The organism is Amycolatopsis sp. NPDC004772 (assembly GCF_053601215.1).
Map to the genome: position 1 here is coordinate 1 of NZ_JBSGBK010000011.1, position 15,181 is coordinate 15,181.

Sequence of the window (15,181 nt, forward strand, 5' to 3'; positions counted from 1 at the left end):
TCGGCGATCACCCGCGCGTCTTTGGCGTCCGACTTCGCCTCGCCACGGAACACACCGGTCATCCGGTTGACGACCCGGCCGGGAACGTAGACCACTTGCTGCCCGGTCGCGATGAGGACCGCGACCAGCAGCGCGGCGGCGTTACTGGTCAGATCGATCGCCCACCGCACCTCGCCGGCAGCCTGACCGGCGCGGGCGACCAGCTGCTCGATCGCGGCCTGGTCGTTGGCGACCTTCTGCGAGAACACCACCTCGCCGGCCGCGTCCATCGCGCACGCATGATGCGTCGCTTTGCCCACATCGACACCGACCCACACCAGCGATCGATCCGTCACCCTCGTTCTCCTGTTGTTGCAAGTCAAGCCCGTGGACAACCCCGCCAGCAGGTCCCTAAACAGCGACGGTTCGCAGCAGATCTGAATCAGTGGCCAGGGCGTCCAGAACGACGGGGCGGCCATTCCTTCCGAGCCACCACACGGGCAGAGCCTCATCAGCCACACCCCGACGCCCTGGGCATCCAGGGCACTCGCCCCGAACAACATCAACCTTAGGGAGCCCTCATGCGAGGCGATTGGATCCACGACTGGGTGCAGGTGGAGATGGCGTACCGGGCCGGGGAGCGCCCGGCGCCGGTGGTGCGCGAGCGGCCGGCTTCGCACCCGTGGAAAACGCTGTGGGCCGCGCTGTTCCCGCCGCGCCGGGCCGTGGTGCGCCACCCGTGACGGCGGTCAGCGGGCTCCGGCGTGCACCCGCTCGACCGTCTCGACCAGGGTGTCCAGGCCGGGCAGGACCGCGTCCGCCACCGCCGGGTCCTGCGGGCCGTCGTGCCGGTTGACCCACACGCGCGGGATGCCCAGCGCCTGGGCGGGCACCATGTCGTGGAAGTGGCTCTGCGCCACGTGCACCCAGTTCGCGGCGGTCGCGTCGAAGGACGCGGCGAACCGCCGGAAGTGGCCGTGCCCCGGCTTGTACTCGCCGACGTCCTCCGCGGTCACGATCGCGTCGATCGGCACCACCAGCCGCCGCTGGGTCTCGCCGATGAGGTCGCGGTCGCAGTTGGTCAGCAGCGCGAGCCGCCAGCCCGCTTCCCGCAGCGCGGACAGGGCCGGCCGGACGTCCGGGAACACCGGCCAGTACGGCAGCCCGGTGCCGAGCACCGACGCGTCGTCGGTCACCAGCTCCAGCCCGGCTTCGGCCGCGGTCCGGCGCACGGACTCGGCGAGCACCTCCCGGTAGCGCCGCACCGGCACTTCCGCCTGAACCTGCGGCTCGATCCGGTTGTAGACCTCGAGCAGGTCCGCGCCGCGGCCGGGGAACAGCAGCTCCAGCCCGGTGGTGATGCCGTGGCGCCAGTCCACGAGCGTGCCGAAGCAGTCGAACGTCGCCCAGCGGATCATCCTGTCCTCTCCCCTGCGTCGGTGCAGCCGTCCGGATACCCACACCGGGCCGGCCTCATTCACGGCCGGACCGTGATCGACGCTCCCGGCCGCAGGGTGATGGTCCGCCGCCACGTCCCGGCCCGCACTTCGGTCCGGGTGCCGCCGACGCTGCGAATCACCGCCTTGGTGACCTTCCCGGCCTGCCATGCGACGTCCACCTCGAAGCCGCCGCGCACGCCGATCCCGGTCACCCGGCCCGACGCCGCCCACGCCGACGGCAGCGCGGGCAGCAGTTCCAGCACCCCCGGCCGCGAGTACACCAGCATTTCGAGCATCGCCGTGGGCGCGCCGAGATTCGCGTCGATCTGGAAGATCGCGTAGCTGCCCTGGCTGTACATGTCGAAGAAGTTCGGCGCGGTCCCGTTGCCGTTGTCCACCGACGGCCGCAGCACCGTGAGCAGCAGCTGGTACGCACGCTCGGCGTCCTTGAGCCGCGCCCAGCACGCCGAGCGCCACGCGGTCGCCCAGCCGTAGCTGTCCATCCCGCGCGCGATCAGCAACGCCCGGACGCCGTCGAGCAGCTCGCGCGGTGCCGTGTCGGCCGCGATGCGGTCGCCCGGGAAGAAGCCGATCAGCGGGGACAGGTGCCGGTGCGTGGTCTCGCCGAGGTTGTCCGGCGACATCCATTCCTCGAGCCAGCCGGTGGCCGGGCTCACCTTCGGCAGGTACAGCTTCTTCTGCAGCCCGGCGATCCGGTCGCCGTAGGCGCGGTCCCGGCCCAGCACCGCGACGGCTTCGCGGTAGTGCTCGAACAGGTCCCAGACGATCTCCTGCGCGTAGGTGATCCCGCGGGCGTCCTGCGGGCCGTGCTCGGGTGACCAGTCGTGGTCGTCGACGAGCACCTCGCGGCCGTCGACGGTCATCGGGAGCAGCCGCGCGTCCCAGAACTCGGCCGCCCCCTTGAGCAGCGGGTAGATCCGGGCGAGGTAGGCCTTGTCTTGCGTGTGGGCGTAGTGGTCCCAGAGCGAGTTGCACAGCCAGGCGTTGCCGCCGGGGTGCCACCACCAGCCGGAGCCGCCGTAGATGTTGGTGGAGAAGGCGACCGCCCAGCCCGCGACCTTCCCGCTGGTGTTCCGGTAGCGGTTGCGCGGGTCGTTGAACAGCCGGTTCGTGCTGTCCGTCCACACCGGAAGCTGCGCGAGGCAGTAGCCGGCCAGGGCAGTGAAGCTCTCCGGCAGCGCCGCGCGGTCGGCCAGCCAGTAGTTCATCTGGACGTTGATGTCGGTGTGGTAGTCGCTCATCCAGTCCGGCGTGTTGGTGTTCTGCCACAGGCCCTGCAGGCCCATCGGCAGGCCGTCGCGCGAGCCGGTGATCGTCAGGTAGCGCCCGAACTGCAGGTAGCTCGCCTCCAGCTCCGGGTCGGGCACCTCCGGCCGGTCGTGCCGGGCGACCAGTCGCGACCACGTGTCGAGGGCCCGCTGGGCCGGTGACGACCGGCCGAGGTCGACGCTCATCCGGTCGTACCGCCGCCGGTAGTCCGCCACGTGGGTGGCCCGCAGGGCGCCGCCACCCGCGGCCTGCGCCGCGGCCGCCTTCCGCTTCGCCAGGGCCAGGGGGTCGAGCGACGCGTCGAGGAACTTCCGCGCCGCGTCGGGCACGTAGTTCGTGCCGCCGCTGAGCACGATGACGACGTCGTCGCCGCTGAACGTGGCCCCGCCGGCCACCGTGCACGCGTACTTCAGGCCGTTGGCGAACGTGCCGGTGAACGCCGTCGCGCCGGAGGAGGTCTCGCCGCGGGTGGGCTCCAGCGACACCGAGCCGGTGACGGGGCCGCCGCTGAACCGGATCACCACGACGTCGTCGGGGTGGCTCGCGAAGTACTCGCGGTGGTACCGGACGCCCTGGTACCGGTAGGTGATCACCACCAGGCCGTTGCTGAGGTCGAGCGCGCGCCGGTAGTCCGTGACGCCGGTGTGCGCGGGCACCGAGATCCGCAGCTTCGCCAGCAGGCCGAGTGTGCCGAACTTCTCGCGTTCGTACGGGAACTGGCCGTCGTCGTCGAGGACGTCGTTGGCGCCGCCGGTCCACAGCGACGCGTCGGCGAGGTAGAGGAAGTCGGCGGCGGGGTCACCGCCGACGAGAGCACCGATCCGACCATTCCCGATCGACAGGCCTTGCTCGATGATCTTGTCCTCGGCCGCGGGAGCCGGGTACCACAGCGTGGTCGCCCGGGCGTCCGGCACCAGGTCCGCCACGGCCGGCCGCAGCACGTCCGCGCTGGCCACGAAGGGCGGGATGCCGCTGAAGGCGAGACCGGCGCCGACCGCGCCTCCGAGCTTGAAGAACGTACGGCGAGAGGGAGGGTTCGACATGTCGGATCCGTTCGGCGTCGAAGGCAGGACCGGCGTGCAGCCCGCCAAACATATGACCTATTCGGAGCCGAGGTCAAGATTCTTGGTAATTAATCCGATTACCTACGAACGCTCTCGGCCAGGTACTCGCGGAAGGTGATCTCGCCTTCGCGGTGCCCGGGCGTGAGGTGCCCACCGTCGGCGTAGGCCCGGAACGTCTCCCCCGGCACCTTCAGCGGCACGATCCGCTTGTGCCGCCCGGTCACCTCGCCGACCGCCTGGGCCAGCTCGGTCGCGGTGAGGATTTCCGGGCCGCCGAAGTCGGGCGCGCGGCCGGCCGGGTCGGCCAGCGCGTGGGCGGCGAGGCGGCGGGCGACGTCCCGGACGTCGACGGGCTGGAACGAGATCTGCGGCACCGGCACCACCGGGAGCCGGGACGCGCCCGCGAGCAGCGCGCGGACCAGGCCGTGGAACTGGGTGGCCCGCTGGATCGTGTACGGCAGGCCCGAGGCCGCGAACAGCTCCTCGGTCTCGTGCTTGGCCCGGTAGTAGCCGAGCGGGACCCGGTCGACGCCGACGATCGAGACGTACACCAGGTGCGGGCCGCCCGCCCACCGCGCCGCCTCGATCAGCGTGCGCGCGAGCTGCGTCTCCCGCCCGAAGTAGTCGGTGGCGCAGTGCACGACGACGTCCACCCCGGCGACGGCGCTGTCGATGCCGCGCCCGGTCCGCAGGTCGCCGCGGACGACGTCCGGCGCCGCCCGCCTGCTCAGCACGCGGACTTCCGCGCCCGCCGACCGCAGCCGCGTCACGACCGCCGAGCCGAGCTGCCCGGTGCCGCCGGTGACCAGGATCCGCACGTCGACCACCTCCGGCGTCATCCTGGCACGGCGCGGGCCCGCCGGGGAACGGCTTCCCGGCGGGCCCGCGCGGCCTGGCTCAGCTGCGGTTGATGGTGAACGTGGTGGTGCGGTTGCGGATGTCCTCGGCGTTGTCGGCCAGGGTCAGCCCGGTGAAGGTCGCCGAGCCGACGGCCGGGCCCTGACCCGGCTCCGGCAGCTCGTTGGCCCAGATCCCGATCCCGGACTTCGCGTCGAAGGCGTCCCCGCTGCGGTGGGCGCCGGTGATCGACACGTTCGCCAGCACGGTGTCCTCGACCGGGTGCTCCGGCGTGGTGCCGGTGTACTTGGTCTGGAACATGATGCCGCTGTAGGTCGGGCTCTGGATGTCCACATCGGACACCCGGATGCCGCGGAACTCCTTGGACGCGGAGAACAGCCAGATCGCCGGGAAGGTCTGCTGGCCCCAGAAGTGGCCACCGTCCCGGACCAGCGAGGCGTTCTGGACCGTCGTCGGCTGCGGCCCGAACCCGAGGAACGGGTAGCCGAAGTCGAGCGAGCTGATCGTGATCGCCGAGTAGGTCAGCGTGTCCGCGATGTAGAGGTTCCGGAAGGTGTTGCTGTACCCGCCGTACACCGCGAGCCCGGCCGCGCGCCACGGCGTGAGCGCGGTGAGGTTCTCGAACACGTTGTCGTACTGGTTGCCCGGGTTGAGGTCCGTGGCGGCGAACAGCGCGAAGCTGTCGTCACCGGTGGACCGGGCCTCGATGTTGGTGACGTGGTTGCCGGTGCTCCCGTTCGTCAGGTTGACGCCGTCGGCGAAGGTGTCGCGGATCCGGGAGTTCTTGATCGTGGTGTTGTCCACGTTGGTGCCCCAGACCATGACCACCTGGTGTTCGACCCAGATGTTGTCGATCGTCAGGTTCGCGACGTTCGTCAGGTTGAACACCTTGCCGGGGCCGTCGATCCGGGACGTGTAGTTGCCGAACACGGCGAACCCGCTGAACGTCGAGCCGTTCGCGCTCGCCTGCACGTCGATGCCGATGTCGGTGTTCTCCTGCCCGGCGGGTGCGGAGAACTTCGTGAACCACGGCCCGGCGCCGGTGACCGTGACGGCCTTGCCGTAGACGTTCAGCTTGCTCGACAACGCGTAGGTCCCGGCCGGCAGGTAGACGCCGGTGAGGGTGGTGTCCTGCCGGACCTTGTCGAGGGCGCTCTGCACGTCCTGCTGGGTGAACCCGGCGGGCACCGCGAAGTGTGCCGGGTCGGGGTTGGCGACCGCGGTGGCCTGCTCGAAGTTGACGAAGTCGATCGCGTAGTTCGTCGTGTTCGCCGCGTCCTTCTGCAGCTTGATCCGGCTACCGGCGGGCACGGTGGTGCCCAGCAGCACCGAGGCTTCGTCGTAGATGTGCCGCGGGCCGGCGCCCGGCGAGTTGCCCGGGCCGGTCTCGGCGCCGTAGAGCCACGCGAAGTGCGAGGTGAGGTCGATGGCCTTGAGGAAGGTGCCGTCGACGTAGACGTTCAGCGTCGAGGTGATCCCGCCGCCGCCCGCGCTGTCCGGGATGGAGAACCGCGTGACCAGGGTGTTGGTGGCCGCGCGGGTGGTGAACTCCACCGAGGAGCCGGTCGAGTTCAGCGTCACGGCCTTGCGGCCCGACGCCTCGCCCGCGAGGTCGCCGATCGTGCGGTTCGGACCGACCACGGCGGCGCCGCCCGCCAGGACGCCGTCCTCGGCTTCGTACATGTCGTAGGGCATGTTCGCGCCACGGCCGACGAAGAGCGCCTGCGTGCCGGTGTTGTTGCCCTGCTTGACGGGCAGCTCGTTGGCGTCGTTCGCGACGACGGTCTTGACGGTGTACCGGCCGTTGGCGGCGGTCCAGGTGCCGGCGGTGACCGGGCTCGCGGTGGCCCCGGCGGCGATCGCGCCGGTGTAGGTTCCGCTGAGTGTCTTCACCACGGTGCCGTTCTGGTCCGTGATCGTCACCGTGATGCCGTGGGCGCCGCCGGCGCTCGCCACCGTGCCCTGGTTGCGCAGGGTCGTGGTGAAGGTGACCGTGTTGCCCGCGGAGGGGTTGTTCGGCGACCACGCCGTGGCCGCGACCAGGTCGGAGCTCTGCACCGGGCTGACGACGAGCGCCGTCGAGCTCGTGTAGGCGTTGTTGGCCTCGTTCTGTTCGATGACGGCGTTGGCTTCGTCGACCTTGGCGGTCAGCTGGTAGCTGCCCGCGTCCCGGATGCCGATGTTCGCCGACACCGTCGTCGAAGCGCCGGCCGCGAGCGCGCCGACGTTCGCCGTGCCGACCTTGGTCGTCCCGAGGTAGAGGTTGACGTTCGTCGCGCCCGAAGCCGCCGTGCCCGCGTTGCGGACGGTCACCGACGCGGTGATCGCGTCGGTCTCCACCGGGTTCTGCGGCGACCAGGACACGCCCGAGATGGTCAGGTCGGGGTTGGGTGCGGGGACGCCGAAGACCTGGAACTCCGCGGCCTGCCCGCCGCCCGCGCCGGAGTTGGCGGTGACGCGCAGGCGGACGTCGGCGGCGCGCCCGCCGAGCGGGATCGTCACGGTGTTGCCGCTCGCGGGGTTGAAGCTGTAGCTCTGGGCGGCGGCCAACGTGGTGAAGGCGGACGCGCTCTGCTCCCGGCCTTCGACGGCGATCGTCTGGGTCCGCGGCCCCCACGCCGGGTCCGGGTTGAGCTTGACCACGACCTGGTTCAGGTCGGCGTTCGCGCCGAGGGCGACGGTCAGCAGGTTCGGGTAGGTCCCGCCGCCGCCCTCCCAGTACGTGGTTAGGGAGCCGTCGTTCGCGTTGCCCGCCACATACGTCCACTCCGTCGAGGACGCCGTGATCGGCTTGCCCAGGGCCAGGTTCGTCCCGGCCTGGGTACCGGTGCGGGTCACGGTGTTACTGGGGGCCGACTGGTTGCCCGCCGCGTCCTTCGCCCGGACGAAGTAGGAGACCGTGGCGCCGTCGGGCTGGCTGTCGGTGTAGGTCAGGACGTTGCCGGCGACGCTGCCGCGGAGCTGGTTGTTGGCGTAGACGTCGTAGCCGGTGACGCCGGTGTTGTCGGTCGACGCCGACCAGCTCAGCCGAAGCTGGCCGCTCGCGGGCTGGGTGTAGGCGAGGTTGCCGGGCGCGGACGGCGGTTGCGTGTCGCCGCCGGCGAGGCCGTGCACCTCGAACTCCGAGAGCTGGGCGGCGGGCCAGCCGGTGTTGGCGGTGACGTTCAGCCGCACGAACCGGGGCTTGCCGCTGACGTCGACGGTGACCGTGTTGGCCTTGGCCGGGTCGAAGACGTACCCGGCGGAGGGCTTCAGGTCGGTGAAGGTGGTCCCGTCGGTGCTGCCCTGGACGCTGAAGGTCTCCGTGCGGGCGCCCCAGTTCGCGCCCGGCAGCTTGAGCACGAGCTGCGCGACGTCGGTCGGCGTGCCGAGGTCGGCCTGGACCCACTGCGGGAACTGGTTGTTCGCGCTTTCCCAGTAGGTGTCCTGGTTGCCGTCGCCGACATTCGAAACGGGGTAGCCGGCGAACTGGCTGCTGGCGGTGTAGGTCGCGGAGGCGGCCTGGACGGCCGGCGCGGGTGCGGCCGGCGCCGCGCTCGCCGGAGCGGCGGGCGTGGTGAGGAGCAGGGACAAGGCGGCGAAGGCGGCCGCGGGTGACAACACACGCTTCGTTCTCATGCGGTTCCTCTGATCCGGGGAGGGGAGGGAGACGACTCGGAGCGAAACCGGAATCTTCCTGACGTCTGCCGCGATCTGCCGGTCATCTGTCAGGTTCTTGCACTGATTCGTTCAAGACTTACAGTGACCGGGGCCACAAGTCAACGCCCGCGCAGCAAAAAGGCCTCCTCGCGAGGGATGCGAGGAGGCCGTACCGGCTTGGCTCAGGCGTGCACGGCGCCCAGCCGGATCGCGTGGGTGCCCGGGGCGTCGACCGGGCCGCCGCAGCAGGCGCAGACGGTGGCCGGCTCGAGCACTTCGCCGCAGGCGTGGCGCCACAGGGTGGGGGGTTCGCCCTGGTGGACGTACTTGTCACCCCAGGCCATCAGACCGAGCAGGACGGGCTGCAGCGCGCGGCCGGCTTCGGTCGGGTGGTACTCGTGGCGCGGCGGGTGGGCTTCGTACTGGACCTTCTCGAGGACGCCGGCGTCGACGAGCTTGCGCAGCCGCGCGGCCAGGATGTCCCGGCTCGCGCCGGTGTTCTCGGCGATCTGGTTGAACCGCCGCTCCCCCAGCATGATCTCCCGCAGCGCGAGCAGGCTCCACCGTTCGCCGACGACTTCCAGCGCCTCGGCGACCGAGCATTCGCGACCACGCCGGACCATGCCACCTCCACGGGGTTGAAAATCCAACCTAGCACGTCAACCGCGTGTGACGTGGCGAACAGCTGAGTTGTGGATTCCAACCGACCGGGCGTATACCGAAGGGACCCCGATCTGCGAGGAGGCAGACGCCATGACGGACGCGGTGATCGTCGACGCGGTACGAACCCCGATCGGCAAGGGCAAGCCGAACGGGACACTGGCCGGGGTGCACCCGGTGGACCTGCACGCCCACGCCTTGCGGTCGCTGGTCGAGCGCACGGGCGTGGACCCGGCCCGCATCGACGACGTGATCAGCGGCGCGGTGGGCCAGATCGGCGAGCAGAGCATGAACACGGCCCGCTGGGCGGCGCTGGCGGCCGAGCTCCCGGAGTCGGTCCCGGCGGTGACGGTCGACCGCCAGTGCGGCAGCAGCCAGCAGGCCGTCCACTTCGCGGCCCAAGGCGTGATCGCGGGTGCGTACGACGTGGTGATCGCCTCGGGTGTCGAGTCGATGAGCCGGGTCCCGATGGGCAGCCAGGTGGCGGGCCGCGATCCGTTCGGTCCCCAGGTGGCGGCCCGCTACCCGGACGGTCTGGTGCCGCAGGGCATCAGCGCGGAGCTGATCGCCGCGAAGTGGGGTTTCACCCGAGCACAGCTGGACGAGTTCTCGGCGCAAAGCCACCAGCGAGCAGCGAAGGCGTGGGCGGACGGGAAGTTCGCGGCCGAGGTGGCCCCGCTGAAGGCACCGGGACCGGACGGCATGCTGCGGGAGGTCACCACCGACGAGACGGTCCGCCCCGGCACGACAACGGAAGTCCTCGCGGGCTTGAAGCCGGCGTTCCGGGCGGACATCTGGGAGCAGCGCTTCCCCCACCTGGCCTGGCAGGTGACGGCGGGCAATTCGTCCCCGATCAACGACGGCGCGGCAGCACTGCTGATCACAAGCGCCGAGACGGCAGCGAACCTGGGCTTGAAGCCCCGAGCCCGGATCCACAGTTTCGCGGTAGCGGGCGACGACCCCCTCCTGATGCTGACGGGCATCATCCCGGCCACGAACAAGGTCCTGGCCAAGGCAGGCCTGAAGGTATCGGACATCGACGCATTCGAGGTCAACGAGGCTTTCGCCAGCGTGGTCCTGGCCTGGCAGCACGAGACCGGAGCGGACCTGGCGAAGGTGAACGTCAACGGAGGAGCAATAGCCTTGGGCCACCCCTTGGGAGGAAGCGGAGCAAGGCTGGCCACGACACTGCTGTCGGTCTTGGAGCAAACGGGCGGCCGCTACGGCCTCCAGACAATGTGCGAAGCAGGAGGCCTGGCCAACGCAACAATCATCGAGCGCCTGGACTAACCGCACCAAAACAGAAGCAGCACGCACTACCAGCCCACGACGGAACCCAGGCCCCCGCAACCCCGATCCGAAGCCAGAACACGGCACAATGACCGCTTCGGGGTTGCAAACAATCACCCCGGATCAGGCACCTCGACACCATCCCGATCAGCCCACTCGAGCAACGGCTCAAGCGAAAAAACAGCATCATCGATCCCGGCATGAAGATCGCCGATCTCGGCGAACCGCCCAGGCACAGTGGCAATAGTGAAATCGCCCGGCAAGGCATCATCGATCTCCGACCACCGAACCGGCGTCGAAACCGTCCCTTCAGGATTCCCGCGAACCGAGTATGCACTGGCGATCGTATGGTCCCGGGCATTCTGGTTGTAGTCGACGAAGAGCAACCGCGGGTCCCGGTCCTTCCGCCACCAGGTGGTGGTGACGTCATCCGGAGCCCGCCGTTCCACCTCATGGGCGAAGGCCAGCGCAGCCCGCCGGACATCGGCGAAACCCCACCGCGGCTCGATCCGGACGTAGATGTGCAGCCCCCGCCCACCGGACGTCTTCGGAAAGCCCACCGCACCAAGCTCGTCCAAGATCTCGTGCGCCACGTGAGCAACCCGCCGAACCCGGTCGTAACCGCAATCGGGCATCGGATCGAGATCGATCCGCCACTCGTCCGGCTTCTCGGTGTCGGACCGCCGCGAGTTCCACGGGTGGAATTCCACAGTGGCCATCTGCACCGCCCATGCGACGTGCGCCAGCTCGGTGACGCACAGCTCGTCCGCGTGCCGGTTGTACCGCGGAAAAGTGACCCGGACCGTCTCCAGCCACGGCGGAGCACCGTTCGGCACCCGCTTCTGGTGCACCTTCTCCCCCGCCACTCCGGACGGGAACCGGTGCAGCATGCAGGGCCGCTCGCGCAGGGCGTTGACGATGCCGTCGCCCACCGAGAGGTAGTAGTTGACCAGGTCGAGCTTCGTCTCACCCCGAGCCGGGAAGTAGACCCGGTCCGGGCTGGAGATCCGCACGGTGTGCGGGCCGACCTCGAGCTCCACAGCCTTGGACGCCATGGCATGACCGTACAGCGGCGCGAAGGGCGGCGGTGGGAGAAAGGCGGTGGTGCACAATCGGCGTGGTGAGCCTCCCGACGGACGGGCACGTCCACACCGAATGGTCCTGGGACACGGTCACCGGTTCGATGGTCGGCTCGTGCGAGCGGGCGATCGAGCTGGGCCTGCCGTCGGTGGCGTTCACCGAGCACGCGGACCTGACCCCCTGGCTGATCCCGGAGCCGGTCCGGCCGCTGCTGCCGGACCACTTCCGGGTGCGGCTGCGCCCGGACGGCGTCCTGGAGCCGCCGGAGCTGGACGTCGCGGGGTACCTGGCGTGCGTCGAAGAGTGCCGCGCGCGGTTTCCGGAGCTGCGGATCCTGTCGGGCGTCGAGCTGAGCGAGCCGCACTGGCACCGCCCCCGCGCCGACGCCCTCCTGGCGGCCCACGGCTTCGACCGCGTCCTGGGCTCGGTGCACTCCCTCCCGGACGGCGAGCACCACCAGGAGCTGACGGTGGTCTCGGGCCGGCCGCCGGGTGAGCTGCTGCGGGCGTACCTCGCCGAGGTGCTGGGCCTGGTCGAGTCGACGGCGGACTTCGCGGTGCTCGCCCACATCGACTACGCCCTGCGCTCGTGGCCGGCCGAAGGTCCCCCGTTCGTGGCGGCCGACTTCGAGGAGGAGTTCCGGACGGTACTGCGCGCGTTGCAGGCGAGCGGCCGAGCGCTGGAAGTCAACACGAAGGTGCCGTTGCCGGGTGAGGTGGTCCGGTGGTGGTTCGACGTGGGCGGCGAGGCGGTGTCGTTCGGCAGCGACGCCCACGAGCCGGGCCTGGTCGGCCACGGCTTCGAGCAGGCGGCGGCCCTGGTGGAGTCGTGCGGCTTCCGGCCGGGCCGCACCCCGCACGACTTCTGGCGCCGCTGACGCTCCCGCTCGGCCACCCCCAAGCGCCCAATGCCACTTCGGGGCGCGTGAGCCGGCGCGGCAGGTCAGACGAGGGCGTGCCGCCCGGAGGCGCGGGACTCGGCGCTCTGGTCCATCAGGCGGGCCGCGACCCGGCCGATCGCCGCGTCCAGTTCGGCCCGGTCACCCTGCCCCCAGTCGCCGAGGCGGTCGGCCAGCCAGTCGTGCCAGGCCTGGACCACCTTGCCGAACTCGGCACGGCCCGCGGCCGTCAGCTCCCAGCCGTCCCGGGTGTACCGCAGGTGGCCCGTCAGCTCCAGGCGGTTGAACGCCGGCTCCAGCACCTGCGCCGGCACGCCGAAGTACGTGCCGATCGCCGGCAACGTGGCCGGCTCACCCCGGCGACGACGCAGGTGGACCTGCAGCAGGCACCACATCCCGCCCTCGTCCAGGTCTCCCCCGGCGCGCTCGATGATCGACGGCGCCACCTGGCGGCGTTCGCGGAAGAACAGCGTCGCCACCGCCCGCTCCAGCTCGCGGTCGTCCGTGCGGGCCTCCGGCATCGCGAAGCCATCGCCCAGGTCCGGTGCCGCCGCGCGAGCCGTGTCGCGCAGCGGGACCTCCTTCAGGAAGAACGCCAGGACCAGCGCCACCAACCCGACCGGCGCCGCCGCGAGGAACACGACGTGCAGCGAGTCGCTGTACGCGCGGATCACCGGCGCCGACACCGACGAAGGCAGCGCGTGCAACGCCGTGGGCACCTGCAGCGCCCGCGGGTCCACCCCCGGCGGCACCGGGAGCGCGGCCAGCTTGGGCGTCAGCTGGTTCGCGTACACCGTGCCGAAGATCGCCGCGCCGAACGAGCTGCCGATCGAGCGCAGGAACGTCACGCCCGAGGTCGCGACGCCGAGGTCGGCGTAGTCCACCGTGTTCTGCACCGCGATGGTCAGCACCTGCATGCCGAGCCCGATGCCCAGCCCCAGCACGGCCATGTACGCCGACGCCTCCCAGAACCCGGTGCCGGTGTCCAGCCGCGACAGCAGGTACAGCCCGATCGTCATGCCCGCCGCCCCGGCCAGCGGGAAGATCTTGTACCGCCCGGTGCGGCTCACCGCGTTGCCCGCGGCGATCGAGGCCACCAGCAGGGCCAGCACCATCGGCAGCAGCCGGACCCCGGACGTCGTCGCGGACGTGCCCTGGACGTACTGCATGTACGTCGGCAGGTACGACAGCGCGCCGAGCATCGCGAAGCCGACGACGAAGCTCATGATCCCGCCGACGGTGAACACCGGGTTGCGGAACAGCCGCATCGGCAGCATCGGTTCCTTCGCCCGCAGCTCCACGAAGACGAACGCCGCCAGCAGCACGACCGAGCCGAGCGCCATCCCGATGATGGTCGGCGAGCCCCACGCGTATTGCGTGCCGCCCCAGCTCGTCACCAGGGTCAGGCCGGTCGCGGCGAGGCCGATGAGCAGGATGCCGAGGTAGTCGATGACCGGTTTGACCGCCGCGCGCGCGTTCGGCATCGCCGAGGACGCCACCACCAGCACCACGACGACCAGCGGGATGTTGACGTAGAACGCCCACCGCCACGAGAGGTGGTCGACGAAGAAGCCGCCGAGCATCGGGCCGGCCACGGTCACCACGCCGAACACCGAGCCGAGCACGCCCTGGTACTTGCCGCGCTCGCGCAGCGGGACGACGTCGGCGATCAGCGCGGTCGAGGTGACCATCAGCCCGCCGCCGCCCAGGCCCTGCACCGCGCGCCAGACGATCAGCCAGACCATGCTGTCGGCGAACCCGGCGCAGAAGGACCCGATGCCGAACACGATCACCGACAGCTGGAACATCAGCTTGCGGCCGAACAGGTCGCCGAGCTTGCCGACGACCACCGTCATGATCGTCTCGGCCAGCAGGTAGGACGTCACCACCCAGGACAGGTGCCCGGCGCCGCCGAGGTCGCCGACGATGGTCGGCAGCGCCGTGCCGACGATGGTCTGGTCCAGCGCCGCCAGCAGCATGCCGAGCAGCACCGCGCCGAACACGGCGTTGACCCGGCCGCGGCTGAGCGCCGGCGGCGCCGCGGCGCCCGGGGTGACCTCGGCGGTGGCCGTCATCCCCTCAAGTTAGTGGCCGTTGTCCACTGTGGATAGCCACCCGTTCCGGTGGTCCGGGCCGCTCACAGGGTCCAGCGCTCCCGCGGCGGCGATTCGAGCACGAGCTCGCTGTCGACGGCTGCGGCGATCTCCTCCACCGTCCAGGTTTCCCGGTGCAGGACCGGCCGGATGATCGCGGGCTGGCGGACGGCGTGCAGGTGCCCGTCGGCGAGCCGCAGCACCTGCCCGGTGACAGCGGCCGAGAGGTCGCTGAGCAGGTAGGTCACCAGCGGCGCCACCCGTTCGGGCGGCGCGGCGTCGCGGTTGCCGTTCGGGTCGGCGGCCATCAGCCGCGTCCAGGCGATCGGGCTGATGGCGTTGACGCGCACGCCGTGCTGCGCCAGGTCCGAGGCCCAGGAATAGGTCATCGACGCCACCGCGCCCTTCGACGCCGAGTACGCGGCGGCGCCGCGCTGGCCGACCATCGACCCCGACGTCACGTTCACGATGACACCGCGGCCCTGGGCGCACATGACTTTCGCGGCCGCGGTGCCACAGTGGAACGGACCGAGCACGTTGGTCTCGACCAATGCCCGGGTCCGCTCGGCGTCGTCGTCCTCCCACGGCGGCGGTTGGTAGCCGACGGCGGCGTTGTTGACGAGCCCGTCGAGCGCCCCGAACCGGCTGCGGCACAGGCTGATCAGCGACCGGGCGTAGGCCGGATCGGCCACCGAGCCGACGCTCGCTTCCGCGGTCCCGCCGTCGGCGACGATCGCGGCCACGGTCTCGCAGGCCGGTGCGCCGTCCACGTCGTTGACGACGACCGCGGCGCCGCTCGCGGCCGCGTGCCGCGCGAACGCCCGCCCCAGCCCGCGTCCGGCACCGGTGATCACCACGGCCCGCCCGTCCAGGAAGCCCATGGCCTCCAGT

At 70.8% G+C, this 15,181-nt stretch carries 12 protein-coding genes; 3 read left to right on the plus strand and 9 right to left on the minus strand.

Features of this window, described 5'->3' with window-relative positions; genetic code table 11:
* On the minus strand, window positions 1-335 hold a 335-nt coding region (locus ACWEF6_RS09480), incomplete at its 3' end, for an IS110 family transposase (RefSeq protein WP_449682474.1).
* 225 nt (window positions 336-560) lie between these two features.
* Between ACWEF6_RS09480 and ACWEF6_RS09485 the strand changes: the two genes are divergently transcribed.
* Window positions 561-722: a hypothetical protein gene (locus tag ACWEF6_RS09485; protein ID WP_449682475.1), complete on the plus strand. Its 162-nt coding sequence runs from the start codon at window positions 561-563 to the stop codon at window positions 720-722.
* A gap of 6 nt (window positions 723-728) precedes the next feature.
* On the opposite strand, the gene ACWEF6_RS09490 is transcribed toward ACWEF6_RS09485, so the two are convergent.
* From ACWEF6_RS09490 to ACWEF6_RS09510, 5 genes are all read right to left on the minus strand, one after another.
* On the minus strand, window positions 729-1,397 hold the full coding sequence (locus ACWEF6_RS09490) for an HAD family hydrolase (RefSeq protein WP_449682476.1): 669 nt from the start codon (window positions 1,395-1,397) through the stop codon (window positions 729-731).
* Window positions 1,398-1,456: 59 nt separating this feature from the next.
* On the minus strand, window positions 1,457-3,751 hold the full coding sequence (locus ACWEF6_RS09495; protein WP_449682477.1) for a glycosyl hydrolase family 95 catalytic domain-containing protein: 2,295 nt from the start codon (window positions 3,749-3,751) through the stop codon (window positions 1,457-1,459).
* A 98-nt stretch (window positions 3,752-3,849) separates the two neighbouring features.
* Window positions 3,850-4,611, minus strand: a complete 762-nt coding sequence (locus tag ACWEF6_RS09500) for an SDR family oxidoreductase (protein WP_449682478.1) — start codon at window positions 4,609-4,611, stop codon at window positions 3,850-3,852.
* 58 nt (window positions 4,612-4,669) lie between these two features.
* A complete protein-coding gene (locus tag ACWEF6_RS09505; protein ID WP_449682479.1) occupies window positions 4,670-8,248 on the minus strand; it encodes a discoidin domain-containing protein in 3,579 nt (1,192 codons plus the stop codon).
* 203 nt (window positions 8,249-8,451) lie between these two features.
* Complete coding sequence (locus tag ACWEF6_RS09510; RefSeq protein ID WP_449682480.1) at window positions 8,452-8,892, minus strand: winged helix-turn-helix transcriptional regulator; 441 nt, start codon at window positions 8,890-8,892, stop codon at window positions 8,452-8,454.
* A 130-nt stretch (window positions 8,893-9,022) separates the two neighbouring features.
* On the opposite strand from ACWEF6_RS09510, the gene ACWEF6_RS09515 reads away from it, so the two are divergent.
* On the plus strand, window positions 9,023-10,219 hold the full coding sequence (locus ACWEF6_RS09515; protein ID WP_449682481.1) for a thiolase family protein: 1,197 nt from the start codon (window positions 9,023-9,025) through the stop codon (window positions 10,217-10,219).
* Window positions 10,220-10,332: 113 nt separating this feature from the next.
* On the opposite strand, the gene ligD is transcribed toward ACWEF6_RS09515, so the two are convergent.
* On the minus strand, window positions 10,333-11,274 hold the full coding sequence (gene ligD / locus ACWEF6_RS09520; protein ID WP_449682482.1) for a non-homologous end-joining DNA ligase: 942 nt from the start codon (window positions 11,272-11,274) through the stop codon (window positions 10,333-10,335).
* 65 nt (window positions 11,275-11,339) lie between these two features.
* Between ligD and ACWEF6_RS09525 the strand changes: the two genes are divergently transcribed.
* Window positions 11,340-12,176, plus strand: coding sequence for a PHP domain-containing protein (locus ACWEF6_RS09525; protein WP_449682483.1), 837 nt, complete (start codon window positions 11,340-11,342; stop codon window positions 12,174-12,176).
* 65 nt (window positions 12,177-12,241) lie between these two features.
* Here the strand turns inward: ACWEF6_RS09525 and ACWEF6_RS09530 are convergent, their stop codons facing one another.
* Both ACWEF6_RS09530 and ACWEF6_RS09535 read right to left on the minus strand, forming a co-directional pair.
* The gene (locus tag ACWEF6_RS09530) at window positions 12,242-14,272 is read right to left on the minus strand and encodes a DHA2 family efflux MFS transporter permease subunit (protein WP_449682484.1); all 2,031 of its coding nucleotides are present in this window, start codon (window positions 14,270-14,272) and stop codon (window positions 12,242-12,244) included.
* 62 nt (window positions 14,273-14,334) lie between these two features.
* Window positions 14,335-15,171, minus strand: coding sequence for an SDR family NAD(P)-dependent oxidoreductase (locus ACWEF6_RS09535; RefSeq protein ID WP_449682485.1), 837 nt, complete (start codon window positions 15,169-15,171; stop codon window positions 14,335-14,337).
* Window positions 15,172-15,181 lie beyond the last annotated feature (10 nt).